Origin of the sequence: Novosphingobium sp. NPDC080210, assembly GCF_050281025.1 — a bacterium.
In the GTDB taxonomy this organism is placed as follows: Bacteria; Pseudomonadota; Alphaproteobacteria; order Sphingomonadales; family Sphingomonadaceae; genus Novosphingobium.
Window position 1 is genome coordinate 351,319 of sequence record NZ_JBNNWL010000001.1, and the last position, 19,037, is coordinate 370,355.

General features: G+C 63.2%; 21 protein-coding genes. 4 read left to right on the forward strand and 17 right to left on the reverse strand.

From position 1 onward, the window contains the following. The 16 genes from ACQKOE_RS01725 to ACQKOE_RS01800 are packed head-to-tail and all read right to left on the reverse strand — an operon-like array spanning position 1 to position 13,907. The gene (locus ACQKOE_RS01725; protein WP_427511275.1) at positions 1-846 is read right to left on the reverse strand and encodes a conjugal transfer protein TraF; all 846 of its coding nucleotides are present in this window, start codon (positions 844-846) and stop codon (positions 1-3) included. Further along, entirely contained in the window at positions 827-2,554 is a 1,728-nt protein-coding gene (locus ACQKOE_RS01730; RefSeq protein WP_067105277.1) for a conjugal transfer protein TraN, read from the reverse strand. The genes ACQKOE_RS01725 and ACQKOE_RS01730 overlap by 20 nt, the downstream gene beginning before the upstream one ends. After that, entirely contained in the window at positions 2,551-3,315 is a 765-nt protein-coding gene (gene trbC, locus ACQKOE_RS01735) for a type-F conjugative transfer system pilin assembly protein TrbC (RefSeq protein ID WP_067105278.1), read from the reverse strand. The genes ACQKOE_RS01730 and trbC overlap by 4 nt, the downstream gene beginning before the upstream one ends. After that, positions 3,312-4,283, reverse strand: coding sequence for a conjugal transfer pilus assembly protein TraU (gene traU, locus ACQKOE_RS01740; RefSeq protein WP_291549028.1), 972 nt, complete (start codon positions 4,281-4,283; stop codon positions 3,312-3,314). Before traU ends, trbC begins: the two co-directional genes overlap by 4 nt. A gap of 53 nt (positions 4,284-4,336) precedes the next feature. Next, on the reverse strand, positions 4,337-4,984 hold the full coding sequence (gene traW / locus ACQKOE_RS01745) for a type-F conjugative transfer system protein TraW (protein WP_096614348.1): 648 nt from the start codon (positions 4,982-4,984) through the stop codon (positions 4,337-4,339). Then, on the reverse strand, positions 4,981-5,505 hold the full coding sequence (locus tag ACQKOE_RS01750) for a S26 family signal peptidase (protein ID WP_184048535.1): 525 nt from the start codon (positions 5,503-5,505) through the stop codon (positions 4,981-4,983). The genes traW and ACQKOE_RS01750 overlap by 4 nt, the downstream gene beginning before the upstream one ends. After that, complete coding sequence (locus ACQKOE_RS01755) at positions 5,492-5,899, reverse strand: type-F conjugative transfer system protein TrbI (protein ID WP_427511276.1); 408 nt, start codon at positions 5,897-5,899, stop codon at positions 5,492-5,494. The genes ACQKOE_RS01750 and ACQKOE_RS01755 overlap by 14 nt, the downstream gene beginning before the upstream one ends. Continuing rightward, the gene (locus ACQKOE_RS01760) at positions 5,896-6,288 is read right to left on the reverse strand and encodes a hypothetical protein (protein WP_427511277.1); all 393 of its coding nucleotides are present in this window, start codon (positions 6,286-6,288) and stop codon (positions 5,896-5,898) included. The genes ACQKOE_RS01755 and ACQKOE_RS01760 overlap by 4 nt, the downstream gene beginning before the upstream one ends. 29 nt (positions 6,289-6,317) lie before the next feature. Then, positions 6,318-8,861, reverse strand: a complete 2,544-nt coding sequence (gene traC, locus ACQKOE_RS01765; protein WP_427511278.1) for a type IV secretion system protein TraC — start codon at positions 8,859-8,861, stop codon at positions 6,318-6,320. Then, entirely contained in the window at positions 8,861-9,673 is an 813-nt protein-coding gene (locus ACQKOE_RS01770; RefSeq protein ID WP_427511279.1) for a conjugal transfer protein TraV, read from the reverse strand. Before ACQKOE_RS01770 ends, traC begins: the two co-directional genes overlap by 1 nt. 4 nt (positions 9,674-9,677) lie before the next feature. Further along, entirely contained in the window at positions 9,678-10,592 is a 915-nt protein-coding gene (locus ACQKOE_RS01775) for a DsbC family protein (protein ID WP_427511280.1), read from the reverse strand. Next, positions 10,589-11,929, reverse strand: a complete 1,341-nt coding sequence (locus ACQKOE_RS01780) for a TrbI/VirB10 family protein (RefSeq protein ID WP_427511281.1) — start codon at positions 11,927-11,929, stop codon at positions 10,589-10,591. The genes ACQKOE_RS01775 and ACQKOE_RS01780 overlap by 4 nt, the downstream gene beginning before the upstream one ends. Then, positions 11,922-12,680 (reverse strand): type-F conjugative transfer system secretin TraK, encoded by a 759-nt coding sequence (locus ACQKOE_RS01785; protein WP_427511282.1) that lies wholly within the window; start codon positions 12,678-12,680, stop codon positions 11,922-11,924. The genes ACQKOE_RS01780 and ACQKOE_RS01785 overlap by 8 nt, the downstream gene beginning before the upstream one ends. After that, entirely contained in the window at positions 12,680-13,252 is a 573-nt protein-coding gene (locus ACQKOE_RS01790) for a type IV conjugative transfer system protein TraE (protein ID WP_062348245.1), read from the reverse strand. The genes ACQKOE_RS01785 and ACQKOE_RS01790 overlap by 1 nt, the downstream gene beginning before the upstream one ends. A gap of 11 nt (positions 13,253-13,263) precedes the next feature. Next, positions 13,264-13,551 carry a type IV conjugative transfer system protein TraL gene (gene traL, locus ACQKOE_RS01795; protein ID WP_427511283.1) on the reverse strand — a complete coding sequence of 96 codons (288 nt, stop codon included), beginning with the start codon at positions 13,549-13,551 and terminating at the stop codon, positions 13,264-13,266. Positions 13,552-13,577: 26 nt separating this feature from the next. Further along, positions 13,578-13,907: a hypothetical protein gene (locus tag ACQKOE_RS01800; RefSeq protein WP_338642575.1), complete on the reverse strand. Its 330-nt coding sequence runs from the start codon at positions 13,905-13,907 to the stop codon at positions 13,578-13,580. Between the two features lie 350 nt (positions 13,908-14,257). Here ACQKOE_RS01800 and ACQKOE_RS01805 point away from each other — a divergent pair, with 350 nt between their 5' ends. Genes ACQKOE_RS01805 through ACQKOE_RS01815 form a run of 3 tightly spaced genes read left to right on the forward strand, consistent with a single transcriptional unit; the run spans position 14,258 to position 15,745 of the window. After that, on the forward strand, positions 14,258-14,719 hold the full coding sequence (locus ACQKOE_RS01805) for a transcriptional regulator (protein WP_427511284.1): 462 nt from the start codon (positions 14,258-14,260) through the stop codon (positions 14,717-14,719). A gap of 45 nt (positions 14,720-14,764) precedes the next feature. Beyond that, a complete protein-coding gene (locus tag ACQKOE_RS01810) occupies positions 14,765-15,004 on the forward strand; it encodes an AlpA family transcriptional regulator (protein WP_427511285.1) in 240 nt (79 codons plus the stop codon). Between the two features lie 48 nt (positions 15,005-15,052). Continuing rightward, positions 15,053-15,745 (forward strand): hypothetical protein, encoded by a 693-nt coding sequence (locus ACQKOE_RS01815; RefSeq protein ID WP_427511286.1) that lies wholly within the window; start codon positions 15,053-15,055, stop codon positions 15,743-15,745. A 21-nt stretch (positions 15,746-15,766) separates the two neighbouring features. Here ACQKOE_RS01815 and ACQKOE_RS01820 read toward each other — a convergent pair whose 3' ends face one another. Further along, positions 15,767-17,842, reverse strand: a complete 2,076-nt coding sequence (locus ACQKOE_RS01820) for an AAA family ATPase (protein WP_427511287.1) — start codon at positions 17,840-17,842, stop codon at positions 15,767-15,769. Between the two features lie 104 nt (positions 17,843-17,946). Between ACQKOE_RS01820 and ACQKOE_RS01825 the strand changes: the two genes are divergently transcribed. Further along, a complete protein-coding gene (locus ACQKOE_RS01825; RefSeq protein ID WP_427511288.1) occupies positions 17,947-18,939 on the forward strand; it encodes a helix-turn-helix transcriptional regulator in 993 nt (330 codons plus the stop codon). Positions 18,940-19,037 lie beyond the last annotated feature (98 nt).

Here is a 19,037-nt window from a genome sequence, read left to right on the forward strand (position 1 = left end):
CTAGTAGTCACGTCCAGCTTCCTTCGATGTGAGGAGGTAAATCCGGTCCTGAAGCTCGTCGGCGCTCATCACGCCGTAGCCGATCGGAATAGGGCGGCCGGTCAGGGCGTCCCAGAGCACGACAGCTGGCGTAATCTTGGGCTCCAGGCCCATGCGGGTGCGCTGGTTGGTCTCGACCGTGTAATTCGGGAAATGCCGCGATGGGCCGCCGTCGGTCGAAATCGCTCGGACAGCGATATGCCACGTCGAGGCAACACTCTGTACGATCGGCGACATGACCTCGCAGGCGCCGCAGCTCTGGGCGAAGAAGTAGAAGAGCCCGTAGCGCTCGGAGAGCTGCGCCATTGCCGCGTTCCGTTCCGCGCTGCGCGAATCCTGCCACTGGCGCTTGCCGAGCGTCGAAACCGGGCGCTGCAGCGTGTAGTCGAGCTCGGGATCCTGCCAGATCGCCCGTTGCCAGACGTCGCTGAAGAGTGAAGCCCGGTCGAGCTGGGCGCGCTGGAACCGAATGTAGGCCGTCACATTAGCAGGCGTGGGCTCGAGGATCGCCTTGGCCTTGAGCTCCCGCAAGGTCGCCGTGATTGCGTCAAGCTGGCTCGTGGCGCTCGCAGCCGGCGCGGGTGCCTGCTGTTCCGGCGGCTTGGGCCGGTTGCAGTAGAACCAGTACCCAAGCCGGCGCTCCTCGCAGTAGAAGCTGTCCTGCCGCTCGCTCGTCTCGGCGCGTGGTGGCGCATCGGTCTGGGTGGTGGCCGTCTGCGCGTTTGCGGACGGAAGGACGCAAACGGCATTGGCAATCGCGCAGGCGGCAAGCAGCCGCCACGCGGCCTTATTGGCGTGCGCGGGCATAATAGTCCTCGATCTTCTGTTGGATTTCCTGGGTGGCCTGCAGTTCATCAGGCAGGCGGGCGGCGTCGGTGAACTCGGCATAGACTTCGCTAAAGTCCATTCGGCTCAGATCAAGCCGGGCGAACTCGTCGATGGTGAACCCGGAGCATTGCTCCGTCTTCGGCTTGCCCCAGGGCTTGTTCAGCTGCTGGCGGCCTTGTTCCTGCAGGATCCGCGAGAGCTTGGATTCAAAGCAGCAGTAGACCTTCCGCTTGGTCAGGCACACGCCAAGGAAGGAGGACGAGCAATAAGTGCCGACGTAGGCGCACAGACCCTGTGCGTCCTTTTGATGCAGCAGCATCTCCTCGCGGCTGCAGCCCAGTGCCACGAGCAGCTGGATGCCCGGAATCAGCGGGAAGCCTTTGCCCTTGCAGCAATTGAGAATGCCGAACACCTTCGACGAGCAGCTTTCGCGGGTCCCCTTGAACAGGGTTAGATTGTCTGGATCGAATTCGCGGCGGGCCTGATTCATCGCGTTCAACGCGACAACCGCGTCCTTGAACTCGTCATTGGCTTCGCGCTGGATGGTCTCGCACGAGCCATCGATGCAGTAGACATCGCCATCGCAGATGAACTGATTGCTGTTCGCGGGCTGGTCCGGAACCGGGCAATCATAAACCCGCTCCCAGGTGCGGCAGGGCTCGCCAGCAAGACAGTCTTCGCGCACGAGCTTGCAGCCCGGGGTGTCTTCAAGTGTCTGGCAGTCCTGAGCCTCGGTAAACTGTGCGCAGCTGTAACTACGGCTCCATGCCCAGCAAGGCTGCGTCACGGCGATGCCATCGACAATGCGGGTCACCGGATCGCTGTCGGTGCACGTCTCAGTGTCCTGCTGACATGAGCTGTCGGCTGCGAGGCCAGCGCACTGGCTTTCGTCGCGTGTCGTCGTGACGACGTTCTCGCCCGTCACCGTATAGGGCGTGGCGCCCTCGACCGGCGCGGTGCAACTGACGAGGTCAACCCTCAGATCGCCGGAGTTGCAGCCCCAGTAGATCCCGAAATAGGGATCGCACAGGTTGATCGGATAGGACTGCGTGACCGTGCATTGCGGCGCGGGGTAGCGGTTGCAGTTGTAGACCGAAGCCGGGTCAACCCCGCTGCCGCCAACGCAATAGTAGCCGTAGACCTGACGTTGCTCGACCCGCGCGGTCAATGTCACGGGGCAGGTCCGGGTTTCTTGGCTGGCGGTGTAGCCGACATTACAGGTTGCCATGTAGCGCGCTGCGGTTCCGCTGGCCGGCGGCAAGGGCACGCAGCGTCCTTGCGTGCCGCCGATGGCCATCCCGCTTGTATAGGCGAGCGGATCATCGCTGATTACATTGCTGCGCGCGATCGTCGCATCGAGATCCTGAGGGGCAAACTGGGCCCGCCGGTCCATCGAGTCCCGCATGGCTTTGTAGCCGGTACTGGTGGTGGCCTGGCTAGCCGCTTCGCGGCTCATCCGGTCCGGATCGTCGAAATAGCCCGACTGACTTGGTGTGCCGCCGAAATTGGGGATGCGACTGGCATCCGGGTTTGTGGTTGCCGCACTTTGCGCGGATGCCGCCTTGTCTCGCCCGAATGCCTTGCCGTCCGCCTTGGCAGCATCGGTTGTTGTCTGGGCGTGAAGCGGTCCGGCGAGGGTGAGCAGGAGCGCGAACACGCCTGCGCGACAGAGGATTGGTCGTTTCATGGATCCTGCCTTTCAAGACGGGCGAGGTGCTGGGCCGCGAGCAAAGCGCCGGGGCCGCCGCCGTGCGCGAAGGTCTCAAGGGCGTAGGCTGCGCTGACATTGCCGCTCATCCGGTCGTGGGGCGGGACCTGCGTCCGACAATCGAACCCGTCGCACAGATCGAAGTCGCTGCTGGTGACGACGTAGGTGGGCACGGTCTCGATCCCGAAAGCACGGAAAAGCCGCGGGTCGATACCGACGCCGTCCAGCTGCTCGCCGGGCTTTGCGACTTTTGCCAATGCGTCCGTCAGAGCCTTGGCGCTGTTGCCAGGCAGACCGCGCAGGGCGACGATGCCGCCGGCCTTGGCCACGTCGTCGATCATTGCCCGTAACGCCGCCGGCGGCATCGAGAGCGAAGCAAAGGCTATAAACCTTGGCGCATCGCCCATGCCTTCGCTGGTCATGGTGCCGGCATCGGCCACCATCCGGTCAAAGTCGAAGGTGCTGGCCGGATCGTGCTTAGCACTTGCGGCGGCCTCACGGGTGAAGCGGCGAGCGTGCGCCTCGGCCTCGCTGGTGCTTGTCATGGCCTCCCGCGCCAGCGCCTCGGCCCTTGCGCGAGCATTGGCAGAGAGCGCGTCGGCATCACTGGCGCCAGCGCTGGCGCGTGCCCGGATGGCCGCCACATCAAGGTCCGGTTCGGCCGTCTGCGCCGACGCGCCAGCGAAAGCGGCAAGGCTCGAAAGCGAGGCGATCACAATGAGATGAGGAATGGTTTTCATAGTGCGCAGCAGTTCCGCTTGCGCCAGACCAGATAGCCCATGTCCTCGCCAATGGCGGGATAGACCTGGCCTGCCGACATGAAGGTGGTGGAGGCACCAATGGGCGCGCAGGCGTAGCGGCCCTTGGTCTGCGGATTGGGATTGGTGGCCTGGAAGCGGTATTGCTGCTTGCGCATCACCGGCATCAGGTACTTGCCGCAAAGCCCCTTGCTCCCCATCGTCCCCCAGGCGACGAGCTCGCGGTGGAGCTTGTAGGAGAAGCGGGCGAGCGCGAGCCGCGAGGCTTGGACATGGCCAATGGTCGCCGAGACATTGCCGTTAAGCGGATACATCGTGCCCTGACAGCCCGCGCACCAGAACAGTTCATCGGTCGGCAGCTTGGCCGTTGCCGCCACGCAGTCGGCCGCGCAGGCCGCAAGCGCCAGCGGATTGGCGAACAGGACCGCCTCGGGGTTGATGATCGCGGTGAGTTCGCTGTCCTGCCAAAGCGGATCGATTTCGGTGATGTAGAGGATGTCGATCGAGCCGGACTCGAGGCACAGGAAGTCGGCAACGATCTCCATCCAGTAGATCAGCGGATAGGCATACCAGTGGACATGCCACTGCGAGTTGTACTGGGTATTGCCGCCAACTGCAGATGGCCCCGCCATCGACTTGAAGCCGATGTCGAACCCAGGATCGAGCTTCATCCCGCCCAGATTGACGAAGCACCAAGGCTTCATGCTGACGTCGGCAAGCCGGACCGGCTCCCAGAACCCCATGGCGATACCGGGCCGCAAACCGCAGAGGCAAACGGGGAGAGCTGGATTGCTGGTGTCGGGCCGACTTGACGGCCAGATTTTCAAGCCTCCGATCGAAATCGGGAAAAGGCACGACCAGCAGATGTCCGTGATCGGATTGACGAACTTCCCGGTGCAGCGGCCGGGACCGGCCGCAGCCTGGGCTGGAGCGGCTGAGATGATGTTCATGCTGGCGAGCAGAAGTGCTCCGCAAAGCCATGACAGAAGGCGATGTTTCCTGCTCATGATGGCGCCCGCTCGTTGGGAGTGACCGGCTGTTCAGTGATGAGGAGCGCGCGACCCTGCTGCTCGACGGTTGCCGGTACTGCGCGAATGCCGAAGTGCTTCACCAGCGTGCCGCCTTGGTCGAAGTAGAAGCGCCGCTGGCGGGCTTTCATGAGTTCGAGCGGCGCGCCGGCCACGAGGATGAACTTGGCCTTTGTGCTGGCATAGCGACGGGTGGCCCAGGCGAGCTGTGCCGGGTCGTCGCCATCGAGGAAGACGAGCGGAGCCCGCAGCGGCACGGTATCGAGCGGATTGACCCTTGTGCCTGCGGCAATGATGACCCGGCCCTTGTCGTCGGCAATATCGCGCTCGACGGTGATCGTCGGATCGAAACGCCAGCTGCGTGTTGCCGGAGCGAGGGAGAGACCTGTGACAGGCTCTGGCCGGTTGACCCGGGCGATCGTGCGCCGCTTCAGCTCCTCATTGAGGCGGGCGGTCTCGCCGGTCTTCTCGAGCTGCGTAAGCCTGGCATGGATCTGCTGCAGCAGGTCCGGTTCGATGACTGGCCAGACCGTGCCGTGCTGACCGTAATCGCGAGCCATTGCTTCTGGCGCTATGGCCAGCGCCAGCGCAGTGGCGCATATGGGGAAGGTAAGGAGCCTCACAGGATCGGCCTCCCGACCCCGAGAATGCGTGGGCCGCAAATCCAACCGATTGCGGCGTAGCGGCTGTCGAAACCGTCCTTGTGTTCGCTTGTGACGAAATAGCAGCTTTTCGGAACGCGGCCCGTCGGGCCGAGCGCGAGGGGTTCACCAAGGCGGCTCGTGAGCTTGGCCTTTGCGACAGCCTGCCCGTTGACGAAGTAGGTGCGGTTTTGCTCGGTGACGATGTCGCCCGGCACGCCGCTCACCCGCTTACCGAACGGTTTCGGCGCCGCTCCGAAATGCTTCACCAGCAACGAGGAAGCAGGCGGATCGAATAGGATGATATCCCCGCGGTGCACGGCCGCCCCGCGCGTCACCCAGATGGCCCAGTAGGGCAGGCTGGGGCTCACGTTGATCATGAGCGCGTGGCCCTGAGCGAAGGCGGCGAGCGAGGAGAGTGCCAGCGCCCCGGCGCCAAGCCCGCCCCAAAGCACGACACGGCGCGCGGACGCAGAGCGGATCAGGCGATCAGCGGGCAGCATCGGGGATGGCTCCCATCCGGCGCACAACATCGGCGCGAACAGATTGCGTCAGGTCCGGCGTGCTCCCGGCCACCACGGCTTCGGCAACGAGGACCGTGCGGCCTTCGCGGCCCAGCTGCTGCACCGAGGCTTCCACGGCCTTGAGGTAGGCCTGCACGCGCAGCCTGGTTTCTTCCGGAGGACGACCAGATCGTGCTTCGGCTTCGATGAAGTCGCCCATGATCCGGCTCAACTGGACCGTCACGACCTCGCGCTTCTCAAGGGTGAGCAGCTTGTCGGTCGTCCAGACGCCCCACAGGACCTGCCCGATCATGCCGACGCCGAGCACGACAGCGGTGAGATTGATCGATGCAAGCCGCCCGCGCAGGTTGGATGTTGCCAGAATGTTCCTCACAGCTTTTCTCCCGAGAGTTCGCGGTCGAGATCACGGATGAAGCGCGGCATGCGCCACACGACGACGAGCGTGGCGAGACCGATCAGAACGAACTTGCACTGATCGACGAATGTGACGCGCCGAGTGAAATCCGCCGCCAGGAAGCGATCACCGAGATTGGCGACATGGGCGAAGAAGGCGTCGGGATTGCCGCCCGATAGAAGCAGGAAGAAGAGCAGCGGCAGGCCCAGAGCCATCAGATAGGACGAGCCCAGAAACAGACTACCGCGCAGCACGATGTAGCAGCCATCGGCGATGCGCGAGCGCCAGGTCGGCACCGGCGAGAAGAGGGGCTGTTCGTCTTCGGGCGCATCGGGCCGGTCGAAAGGGGTGACGAGATGGAGAGGCATGGAAATAGGGATCCTTTGATCTGGCGATGTCAGCGATTGGCGAAGGCGATGCGCTCGATGGCATCGGCGAGCTGGTGGCCGCGGGCGATCTCGGCATCGATGGCGGCGAAGGTCTGGGGCGAACTCGAGAAGAGCGTTGCCGAATAGTCATCGAGCACGAGCCGCCCGATCGCCTCGGTCTCCGGGCCCTTGATGAACACCTCGGAATAGTCGCTCCCGGAGCGCTTGAGGCTGCGGATCAGCGTCTCGGTGCGATCGTCCATATCGAGGCGCTTGCTCGCCTTGAAATCGGCGATCGTCTCCGGCTTCTGCTGAAGGATCAGCATCCAGTCGCTGTTCTCCAGCGCTGCCGTCGCCCCGTCGGACTTGTAGTAGTCGTTGAGCGACTGTGTGGCGGTCGCGAGGGCGCCGCCATATTTCCGGCAGGTGCGGGCATAGGTTTCGACGAATTCACCCATCGAACCGCCCTTCAGCATCGACCAGGCTTCATCGATCAGAAGCAGCTTGCGCAGCGACCTTGGGCTGCGCGTCATCGCCTGGCTGGTCATGAACATGATCGCGGAGAGGACCACGCTGCGCAGGTCTTCCCGGCTCGCGAGGTCGGACATCTCGAACACAGTGAAATCCGCATCAAGGTCGAGACTGGCCTGGCCTTCGAAGAAGGCGCCGTAGGTTCCGCCAGCCATGTAGGGGGCAAGCGCAGTCGCAATGTCTGCGGCCGTGTCATGGCCAAGAGTGGCCAGCATCTCGCCGACGGTCGTGACCGTGGCCGCCGCGCCGTGTTCAGCCCAGACTATGTTGACCGCCCGGTCGATCAGCCCGCGCTCGGTATCGGTCAGCTTTGCGCTGTGGCGGGCCATTTGCCCGACGATCGCCTTGATCATCCCGACGCAGTCGAGGCGATAATCCTCGTCCTCGGCGGCGCGGGTTCCGTCGATCATCGAGAAGGGGTTGAGGCAGAAGCCCGCTTTCATTGTGAACTCGACAAAGCGGCCGCCTTGCAGCTTGACCGAATGCTCGAAGCTGCGACCATCGTCGATCACGACCACTTGCGCGCCGGCGCCGCGCAGCGCGGCGCACATCTCCTGGAGCAGCACCGACTTGCCAGATCCCGACTTGCCGCAGATCGCGACATTGTGGTTGCCCGCCTCGTTCTCGAACGGCGACCAGAAGAAGGGCTGGCCGCGCCGACCGACGAACAGCAGGTGAGGGTGGGCGCTTCCGAGATACTCGCCCTGCATGGGCGCGATATTGGCTGCCGTGGTCGACAGAACGGTCTTGAACCGCTTCAGCCGCTCCATGTCGGCACCGAGCCCGTCGGCTAGCGTCAGCGGCATCGCCGCGAGAAGCCCCTGGATCTGCAGATAGCGCTCGTCGGTGAGGTCCCAGCCTGCCGCCTTGTAGATCGACTTGATCGCGCGCTCGTGGCGGTCGCCGGACCCAAGTGGCGAATAGGTCGTCACGCCGTAGAACACGCGCACCAGACGGCGGCCTTCCTGCAGCTCAGCCTGAACATGTTGCCACTCGGCGGCCTGTTCCCCGATCCGTGGCAGGAACCTGGCACTGCGGGTTCCGGCGAGGCTGGTTGTCCGCATGAACTTGAAGCCGGCCTTCGCCGATGCAGCCTCTTGGTCGGGATAGACGAGACACAGCATGGTCGCGGCCGGGCAGGGGAAGCGCAGCTTGTCGGTGAACAGGTCGCCGATCAGCCGCGCGCATTCCCACGGGGCCCAGCGCGATGGCATGTTGCGTACGGCAAAATGCCGGACATCGAAGGCATCAGGATAGACGGTCCCGATCTCGGGCACCCCGTCATTGACCTTGCCGGTGGGACGGAACCGCTCGGTCACCAGGCGCATGCGGTCTTCTGCCACGACCAGTTCGATGTCGTGGCGGATTGCCTGGGAGGCGATCGGATCGTTCGGGTTGTAGGGCACCGCGTCGTCCTGCGGCGCGGTGGTGGGCGAGGTCAGATCATCGATGACCGCGATCAGCGCTTCGGGCCCGACTTCGACCACGCCGAGGTTCAGCGACTTGAGCATCGCCACCAGTCCCTCGCGGGTCTGTTTGAGATCCTCGTTGCTGACAGCCTTCGATGTTGGCACGCCGACCGAGACGATGACCTGGTGATGCCGCGCATGAAAGGGTGCGTCCGCAGAGCCGGACTCCCAGACGAGCGAATAGAGCCGCCGCGCGCGGTGACGGGCAATCGCCTCGTACACGCCGCCCTGCATGTACCGTGGCGCAAACCACGGGGCGATGATTCTGCTGATGCGCGGGCTTGCGAGGTGGAGCACCTGCAGGCAGGCGCCCGCTGGTAAGCCTTCCGAGAAGAATTGCCCGAGGATTTCCCCTGTGCGCTCGTCCGCGCCGATCAGCGGCGTGACCGAGAGGACAAAGCCCTTCGAGCGTGCGTTGAAGTACAGGCGCGTTGCCGGATCATAGACCCTGTAGGGCAGCCAGTCGGACAGCATGTCGACCATCAGCTGGGGGCGGGGCTTTTCGACGTGCTCGGCGTCACCCAGCAATCCGCTAAGCAGCCGATCAATGACGGACTTGAGTTGCTCGGCCATTACTTGGGTTCCTCGGGCTGCGGGGTGCTGGCTATCGGCTGTTCACCGGCCCTGGCTGCGGGGCGGATCGCAGCTTTCGCGGCTTCAATCGCCGCGGCGCTGGGGAACACGGGAGCGCTGTGCCCCGCCTCTGGCCGAGGGGTCCGATCACGCGGGGGAGGCGGCGTGTCGAACCCCTCGACCGCCGGTGCTTTGGCACCGGCAACGGCCTCGCGCGCCGTGGAGGGGAGGACCAGCGGCGAGGCATCTGAAACGGCATTTTCGGAACTGGGGGCATCAGCGCCCGGGGTCTCCAGGGTGCTGGTCCCGTTCGTGGGCGCGGATGAAAAGGGCGACGCAAGATCGACGGTAGCATCCGAGTGTCCGTCTGCGGCTTCGTGTGCCGACGCAGCTTGCGCGGCCTTCAACTGCCGGCGGACCTGACGCATGACGGCCCCGCTCTTGTCCTCACCCGCCTTGCGGCGCAGTTCGGTTGCCCAGCGCGGGTTGTCGACGACTGTCCAGGCGACCGCTTCATCATGGAGCGTTCCTGCCTCATCGACATGCGCTGGGAAGACGACCCGCAGGGTCCGCTCCGCCGTACGCGTGGTGTCAGCCTCCACCACGCCCGACCGGGGGCGTGTCTCGGCACGAGGCGTCGTGCCCGACGACAGAGTGTTCGTCGCCTTGGCATCGATGACGTGGGCCGGTGCGCAGTCGCCCTTGGGCGCCCGGCAGGTGAAGTCGCCTTCGACATTGGTGCCGAACGTGGCGCAGCCACTGGAGAAGCCGGCCAGGCAGGCGCAGACAAGAAGACGTGATGGAAACCGCATGGGGTTATCCTTTCGGAGCTGGGGTGGGAGCCCGGGTGGAGGTTGGGCGCAGGAATTCCCGGAGCACTGCAGCAGGCCGGAAACCCTCGAGAACGGCGCCATCGGCGGGGCGCACGATCACCGGCGTGCCGCCAAAGCCGTGTGCCCGGGCGAAGGCCTCGTTGGCATCGAGGCCGCTCGTGTCGCAGGGTTTGGGATTGGCGAGCGCCAGACCCGAATAGGCCATGTGCAGCGCCAGCTCGGGTCGAGGTGAGCACAGAACCCGCTCGGCGTCGCGGCGGCTCTCTGCGCCGAAAATCGAGATCGGCCGTTCTTCGACCCGCGCCCCGATCGCCTTCAGTTCTGCCTCAAGCTTCTTGCAGTAGCCGCAGTGGAAGTCCGAGAAGACAACGACACGTGGACCATTGGCAGGGCCCCAGGTGATCGCGCCATTTGATGGAAGCTTGCCAAGCTGCACATGCCGCGGTTCAGCGTTCCGGGCTGAAGCTGCTGAAGGGTTTGGGCTCCCATCCGCTTGCGCTTCGGGATTGCTGCGCCGCGCAGCGCCTGCCGCCAGCAGATCCGGATTGAGGGCAAGCAGCCGCGCAGCCGTCAGATCCTGACGGGCTTCCATGTCGTAGACCCGGCCGATCACCAGGTATTTCGCAGCCCGGTCGACATAGAAGAGCGTCGATTTGGACGCGACTTCGCACAAGCCCCCAAGGCCTTTGCAGTTGATCGCGTCGATCGGCGTCTTGGGCAGGCGCAGCTTGAGTGCCTCACGCACCTTCGCCGTGTCCGGAGCGGCAGCAGGGGCTGCAAGGCTTGCTACACCCCATCCGGTCGCGGCCGACAAGACGATGATTGCTGCCAGCCCGGCGCTGGCACGCAGCCAGCGGCGCCGACCATTGCCGTGCTCTAAAAGCGAGTTTTCGATCATTGGGAGTTCCTCACGTAGACGCCGTCGAGGAACACGATCTCGACATCGATGCCGGTCGGCATCTCGACGACGGGTTGGTACTGTTCGGCGCGCTCGATCAGGTATTTGCTGACCGTGTCGGCGGCATCGGCGGCGCCTTGGCCAAGCCCGCCACCAAGGATGTCACCAGCCGAGAGCTTGGAGCGACTGCCATCGGGGTTGGTCGTGACGCCGGAGAACACGCTGTTGGCGTTTGCGGAGAAGCCGCGCCCGAAACCGCCGACGATCCCGGCGAGCAATGCCTGGCTGACGAGGCTGCCTTCGCGGCTCACGACGCGACCCCGGACCCCGGACTTGCCAGCGAAGCTGATGAAGCCCTTGACCTCGCTCACTGCGACCCGGCCACCAGGCTGATCGCAGGTCATGCGGGCAAGCTTCACATAGACCTTCTCGCTGCTGAGATCCCCGCGCGCCGCGCCGTTCACAACGCAGCCCTGGATCCGAGTGGTCAGAACCTTCCCGTTCTGCATCACCGATCGGGCCGGGCCGGTGATCCTCAGCACCACGGGCAGCGGATCGGTCTGGCTGGCGACGCCCGCCGAAGCATCGACGCCAACGATAACCCTGGCCGACGCATAGGAATTGGGCGGCAGGTAATCAGGCGAGTCCTCGACGACGACCGGCGGCGCATCGGGGCGGCCCACCCGGAGACCACTGCTCCCTGCCTTGTCAGAGCTGAAGCTCATCAGCTTCACCTCGCCAGAGGGCGGGATCATGCCGCCCTGAGGATCACCACCTGCGGACACAGCACTGGGCTGGGGCGAACGCCCCCGCGCGTCATAACCGCCCGCCTGCGGCCCATAAGCCGGTGGCGGTACAGTTGGTGCCGTCGTCGCCGGCTGAGCGGCAAGCCGTGTCTTGAGCTCGGCATTCTCTGCGGAGATGGCATCGATCGCGGCCTGCCCATCGACCCGCATGGCCTGGTTTTCGGCCTTGAGAGCAGCAAGCTGCGCCTCGATCTCCGTCCGCGGAATGCTCCCCTCCTTCAGGGCCTTCTGTTCGCGCGTGACCGCATCCAGCCGGTTGCCGTAGGTCGCGACGAACTCGCGCTGCGATAGATCGCGGTTGACGAGGCCCGCCGTGTCGATCGTCTGCGCCGCATTGGGATCGCCGGTCTTGGCCTTGTCGTCACCGCCAAGGATGAACCAGCTCCCGCCGAGCAGCGCGAGCGCTCCCAATGAGCCCAGCAGGAGCTTCTGACGGCGCGCAGTTCGGGCGTTGAGCCCGGAAAGTTCGGATGGCGCCGCACTTTCGGCCTGCAGAGGGGCAGGGCTTGGCGTATTGGCTGCATCAGTCATGGCCGGTCTCCGCGTTTGCGCCGACCACAAAGGCCGTGGTGCTGGTCCCGGGCTCGAGCTTCGGCTCGGCGATCGAGACAGCGAGAGTGTCGCGGGGCGCGAGATCGCGCTCAGCCAGTGTCACCGGCTTCGACCCGCGATTGTGGATGCGGACCACCTTTCCGGTGAGACTGGCGCCGCGATAATCTGCGATGAGCTGGACTTCGAGATCGCCGACTCGGGCAGGCATGGCGGCCCTCTGGCGGACCTCGAAGCCATCGACAGTCCGGTCGTTGGCCATCGCCTGGATCAGCCTGACGGCGCTGGTCTCGAGCGGGGTCTGGCTTTCCCAGTCCGCCGCGCGGTTCTTCGCGATCGCGGGGTTGGTGACGAAGACCTGGGTCGCCGGAATTTGCTCAACCCGGCACGCGACCTTGTAGACGAAGCCCTTTTTCGTGGTGGCGAAGAAGCTGATTGCCCGGGCGGCGTAGGTTTCCGGCACGGACACGTAGATATCCCCGCGCACCGGCTCGTTGGTCACCGCAAAGTCGTTGTAGGGCGTGCCGGTCGAGATCTTCGAGACGCTGGCGAACTGGTCGTCGACCAGCGCAAAGCGGGTCAGTTCCCGCGCCGAAACACTGCACTCGATCCCGGCACCATCGGCCGCTTGCTTGAACTGGTCGGCGGCATGAGCGGGGGATGCTACTGCTGTGAGCAGTGCTGCCGCACTCAGAAGTCGGACCCGAGCGTAAGCATCTTTTCGGTAAGCCATCACTGGGCCTCCTTTGATTTGTCCTGTGGGGGGAGCTGGGCGAACCCTGCCAGCGCCAGGCGCAGGCCGCGGTAAGTCCAGCTGAAGCGGAAGCGGCGCTCGTCACTCGCAATCACCTGTGCGCCGACGAAGGTCTTGAGAGTTCCGGTCACATCCGAGGTCAGCCCCTTCGGATCGACAGTCATCGACCGGATCACGAATGCCTGGGTGACGTCCGAGCCCCGCTGCTCCTCGACAATCCGCACGAGCTCAGCTTTGAGCCGCCCATAGCTTGCGGGATCCGCCAGCTTCAGGATCTCGTTCATCCAGTAATCGAGGCCCTCGGGGCTGCGATTGAGGAGCACAAGGGCGGCATCGCGGGTGACGAGCTCGAGATAGTCGGCCTCGACCCCGGCGCTGCTAACCGTGAGTTGCTTGGGAACGGTCGGCACCAGCACAACCTCACGGTCGCGGGTGGCGGCAAGGCTCCCTGCTACGACCAGTGCGAGGCCGAGACCGGCACTGGTGAGCGCGAACAGGTTCCGCTGGCGCAGCAGCGATTGCTGACGTTCGTGTGATATGTCGGAAAACATCGGTGTGCCCCTCAACCGGCAAGCAGTCGGCAGTGAGAAGGCGGCGTTGCCTTGAGGCCCAGAAATCCTGCAGGCAGATACCAATATGCGGCATGGGCTACCCAGGAGCTGGCGCGTCCTGCTTTTGCCTTTCGCAATGCGAACCAGGCGCCGAAGGCGACTATGATACCGATAAAGATATGCTGGGTGAGGATTCCCCAGGTGAAGGGGACCAGCATTCCCGCGAACTCGTCGATGGTCCAGAAGCCGATAAGCTCCGGGTCATCGAGGCGCCGGGGAATGATGTAAGGGTCTGCCATGGCGACGCCGCCTTCTCGGGCCGTGTTCAGATGACCGCGGTCACGACCGAGGTGACGATCGGAACACCGGTGCCGACACCGATGCCGACGCCCACCGGAACGGCGACCTGGCCGAGCGAAAAGCGCCCGGATGCCAGACCGATCAGGCCGCCAGCGAGGCTGAGAACCGTGATGATCTTGCCGCCCGAACCTTCGAGAAAGTCGGTGAACTTGGTGAGGGCAGGGGTGAAGGTCGTGTCAGCGCCCGCATAGGCGGCGCTCGCCGCAAGCGCCGCGACTGCGAACGGGATGGCAATGTTGAGGGCCTTGCCGAGACCGGTGACGCCGACGCGCCGGGGGAGGGTGAGAGACTGCATGTGAAGCTCCGGTTGGAGGGGTGGTCACAGCGTCCTTGCGTTCGCTGTGTGTTCCACATGCATCTAGGAAGTGTTTGTAGGAAAGAGTTGTGATCTGATCTCCGCTGGAGGCGGACAGATGCGGACACATCTTTTCCTGCCCGACGATCAAAACCGACGATAATGGCGCTAAATCAGTCTTTATGTGTCGGTGACTACCGTCACGCTAGACGCGATTCGGCGACGACTCGGATAGAGGAACTGATTCGCCTCTAAACGAGATGTTCTATCTATGTTCTTTTCATTTTCCTACATGGGATGCTTCGCGATATGCCTGCGAATCGCACCATTGAAGAAACGAGGAGACAACCATGCACCATCCAACCGCCGCCGACAGACCGGCCAATGAAAGCCTGGCTCGCGTGCTTGCCCATGCGATCGATGCCGCCGGCAAACCACGCCACAGGATTGCCAATGAAAGCGGGATGCATCGCGAGACCTTGCTTCGCGTTGCGCGCGGCGAGCGGCCTATCGGGCTCGACGAAGCATCACGCGTGCTCGCCGCCTGTGGAGCACACCCCCGCGCTACCATGATCCTAGCGCTCGCCGGGCAGGAAGATCTCGCTTGCGAATGGATGCATGGCGAGATGGGCGAATTTCTCGAAGAGTTCTTCACCAGCCTGCCCGTCCATCTGCAGCGAACCCTCGGCCGCCGGATCGAGGATCTGCGGCCTCGGTGGGCGGGCGGCACGGCGCAGCTGGTGGCGCGAATGCTCGCCAAGCACATCGATGATTTCGCCAATCGCGACATCGCCATGTCGCTCTCACGGTAGGCCTGGGAGTTCGGAGGGGACCGAACTTTACGATTGAGATCAGCAATGTCGCATTCAGCTCAAGATGAAGCGCCCTACCTGCCGCCGGCGGAAACTGTGTCGCCGGCCCGACTTCTTCGACTGCCGGAAGTGATGGCCCGCGTCGGGCTGCGTCGTTCGGCCATCTATCAGCGGATGAGCGAAGGGCGTTTCCCCAAGTCACGATCGCTGGGGCCCAAATGTGCAGTTTGGGTCGAAGCGGAAATTGATGAGTGGATCCGCGCCGTATCGCGAATTCCAAACTGATCACGCCGTAGTCTATTCCGTTAGGATTCCTCGCGCTAAGCTGCGCGCATGGTTTATCGATATCCGCTGGGCAATACTCTTCATCCCGAAGCTCTGAAGGAGAAGCAGCGTTCGCTGCGGGACGGCTTCCAGAAGCCTTTGGGGCTTCGCGTGCACCGTGCGCTATCTTGGCTTCGACGAGCCGAAGCTGAGGATGAAGACCATGATGTCCGCTTCATCCTTCTCTGGATTGGATTTAACGCGGCCTATGCCGGTGATGTCGAGGCATCGGCCAGCAGCTCAGCGCCGGAAGGCGAACGCGGTCTCTTTCAGGCATTTTTCTCGACCTTGGTGAAGTTCGACGCCCGCCACCGGGTCTACGATGCCGTCTGGCAACGGTTCAGCCAGGAAATCCGGCTGCTTCTGGATAATCGGCATGTCTATCACCCGTTCTGGCAGCACCAGAACGGGGACCCGGGCTATGCGGATTGGGAGCAAAAGCTTGAGCGAAGCCAGACAGCCATCAAGCACGCCTTGCGTGAGCACGATACAGCCCGGATTCTCTCTATCCTGTTTGATCGGCTGTACGTTCTGAGGAACCAGCTGGTGCATGGCGGCGCAACCTGGAACAGCGACGTCAACCGTGACCAAGTCAGGGATGGCGCCTCTCTTCTGGGTTGCCTGCTGCCCATCTTCGTCGATCTGATGATGGATAACCCGGATCACGCTTGGCCGATGCCGAATTACCCTGTGGTCGACTAGCTCGGCCGCTTCGGGGTGAGTTCACGCTGCCTCGTCCAAGTCTTCTGTGCGTTGACGTGGCGCAGGGGGCGAGTGGACGTGAAACCCCATCGTACCCCGCATCTGGTCGCCACGCGCATCGATCTCGTCACGTAGCCACCTCACTAGGACAGCTGGATCCTTCTCCGCCAGCAGCTTCGCGCGGTGCGCAACGACCGCAAAGTCACCCGGCGTTTGGCCATGGTGGATGGGCCACTCCGATGGCCAGTCGAGGCCAAACCGGGCTTGGAAAAGCTTGCCTGCCTGCGCTGGCGTCATGGCATTGAACACAGCGCGGATCGTGAAGCGACGCTGGGTCGCTGGATCGAGATTGTCGGCCAGATTGGTCGTGGCGATGAAGGGAGTGCGGAGGTGTTCGAGCTGTACCAGCATCTCGTTGACCTGGCTGACCTCCCAGCTCCGTTGACCGGCTTCCCTGCGGTAAAGGAAGCTGTCGACCTCATCGATCAATAGCAGCGCACCGCGGTCGGCTGCCTTGGCAAAGGCTTCAGCAATGTTTTGTTCGGTCTCGCCTACATAGGGACTCATCAGGTCCGAGCACCGCCGCTCTTCAATTTCCAACCCCATGGTCTCGGCGAGGTGCCGCGCAAAGGCGGACTTACCTGTACCTGAAGGCCCCGACAGCAACAGGCTCCAGCCTCGATCTGGGGTCGCGGCCAGACGCTCAGCGAGACGAGACAAATCAGTGTCCGCCCGTGACAGCTTCGGATCATAAACCGAACTGCCTGGTGCGTCGGGGGCGCAGGACTGGCCAAGAGCACGCATCACACTGTGGATGGCGGTCTTCGCAACGTCGGCCCCGCCGCTGGCGAGATGGGCGGCCTTCAGGCCGGCCGCAACGACTGCAGGAGGCGCCTTCAGACTCGCGATCTCACGCAGTTCAGCCGTGCTCAGGGCAACCGATGCTGTCTGAGCGGACCTCTGGGCAACCCGCTCTCGCACTGCAAAACGCGGCCTGTCGAAGCCAATTGCGAGGGTCATGCGCCGCAGGACGGCAGGGTCCAACCGCGAACGCTGATTGACGATCCAGATCGTGGAAACTTGGGGAGCCTCAACGAGGCGGTTGATCCATTGCTTGGAACTGCCCTTGCGCTCGCTCATCATCAGGACATCGTCGGCTTCGTCGACGACGATAACCCTGTCCCGGTGATGGCGACACATGGCGCGCAGGATCATGAGATGATCGAGGCGCTCGGAGCGATCGGGCTCGTTGCCGAAGTCGTCGCTCAAACCGGCAAAGATCGCGCCGCTTCCTGCCTCGCTGGCGAGCGAGCGGGCGAACTCGGTCTTTCCCGTGCCGGGCTCGCCGAACAACAGAATGCTAACGGGTTCCTTGCTTACAAGGATCTTGAGGGCGACGCTCCGCAAAGGATCGAGGTGCTCGAAATCATCCCAAAGCAGTCCCCCTTGCTCCGGTTCAGGCATGAGCCAGCGCAACATGTCCTCCCGGGTTTCCGCATGAACCCGAATGAGGCGCCTGAGAAGCGGGCTCAGGCTGTATTCTCCGTCCCGGCCGTCATGAAGGAGACGGGACGCGAAGAGCGGGGCGCCGGGCATAAATTTCTGCTCGACGGTATTGTTGGCAAGGCCAGATAGCTGAGCGACGGCACTGGGGGTGAGGTTGCTGCATGAGATTGGGGCACGGCGCACGAGCTCCCGCCAGCACTCAAATTTCCCCCAGCGAGCGAAAATAGTGAGGATGGTGATTTCAGCGGGATCCAGACCGAACAGTTCACCAACCCATGCAAAGACATTGTCCAACTGGGCTTTCTCGGCACGCTTCGCGGCCAATTGCCGAGCTACCGCCCGCATTTCGACCACCGAGGGTTTTTCCCTATTGGCAAGTTTTTGCAGCGCAGCAACCGGCACCTCCCGGTCAATGAGATCAATCAGATCCTCACCGCACCGCTTCACTTGGTTGACGCTCAACCCTTGCAATACGCGCGCAGCAGCATGCGCGAAATGCGCTGTTTCACCCTGCTCGTGCTGGCCGAACTCCGCTTGTGCTGCCCTTTGACGTGCCATCTTGTGCGCAATCTCCCTGAGCTCCAGTTCCATGAGGAGCCTTCAAACATACGAGTGCGACAAGAATGGTCGTATAATGTGGGGATTGCGCGTGATCCGACTTGCGCTTGTAGGACAGGCAGTTAGCAATGGCTTTAATGACAAAGCGCCTCAGTAATCTCGATCGCACACTCAAACTCGTGCACGCGTTGACGCAAAGCATCGAAGGCTTGTCGCTCGATGAGATGGCTGTATTGCTTGAGGTTAACCGCAGGACTGTTGAGCGTCTGCGCAACGTCATACTCATTCATTTCGACTTGGAAGAAGCGGTTGATGGCCGCATCAAGCGGTTCAGAATCAAGGATAGCCCCGGCAGGGCCTATGCAAGGCCAAACGCGGCCGAAGTCGCCGCGCTCCAGGCCGTGGTTGAAGCCGGACGCATTGAAGGCACCGCCAACACTGAAGCACTTGAAAAGCTGCTGTCGAAGATCAAGATCGCCTTCGACAGCGCGGAGCGTCGTCGGCTCGACAATGATCTCGATCTGCTCACCCGGCTGCAGCGATCGCGAGTTGCCGCAGGGCCTGCCGTCATTGCCTCGCCTGAGGATCTGACAACGATCCAGTCTGCGATCCTAGCCGCCCACTGTGTCGATTTCGACTATCAGCCCGATTGGGCAGCCGAGCCTTCTTGGCGACGGGTCATCCCGTACGGCCTGATCCATGGGCCCATCACCTATCTTCTGGGCAAGATGCCCGACCGGGATGATCCGCCATTCACCTTTCGGCTCGACCGTATGAGCAACGTTCGAGACAGCGGGATCGTCGGCTGCCCGCCGGATGATTGGGATCTCGACGGCTGGATGGCCCGGAGTTTCGGCATCTGGCAAGAAGAAGACCATGACATTGTGCTGAGAGTCCTCCCACATGCCGTGGAGCGTGCGCGCGCATGGCGATTCCACCCGCTTCAGCAGTTCGAAGATGATGGCGAAGAGCTGCTGGTGCGGTTTCGTTCCGGCGGCCTGTTCGAACTCGCCAATCATCTGTTCGGATGGGCGGGCGACTTGGTCATCGAAGGACCTGCGGCACTCCAAGAAATGATGGAGAAGCGCCTGGCAGTGGCTCAGGCAATGCTACGACCTAATATGTCGTAGCTGATGTGCAGAAAAGGGCAGGGATTGGTGCGACGATTGTCGAGGGGATTCGTTTGAATGTTTGAGAATTGCCATCTTCGGATCGGCGACGCGCCATT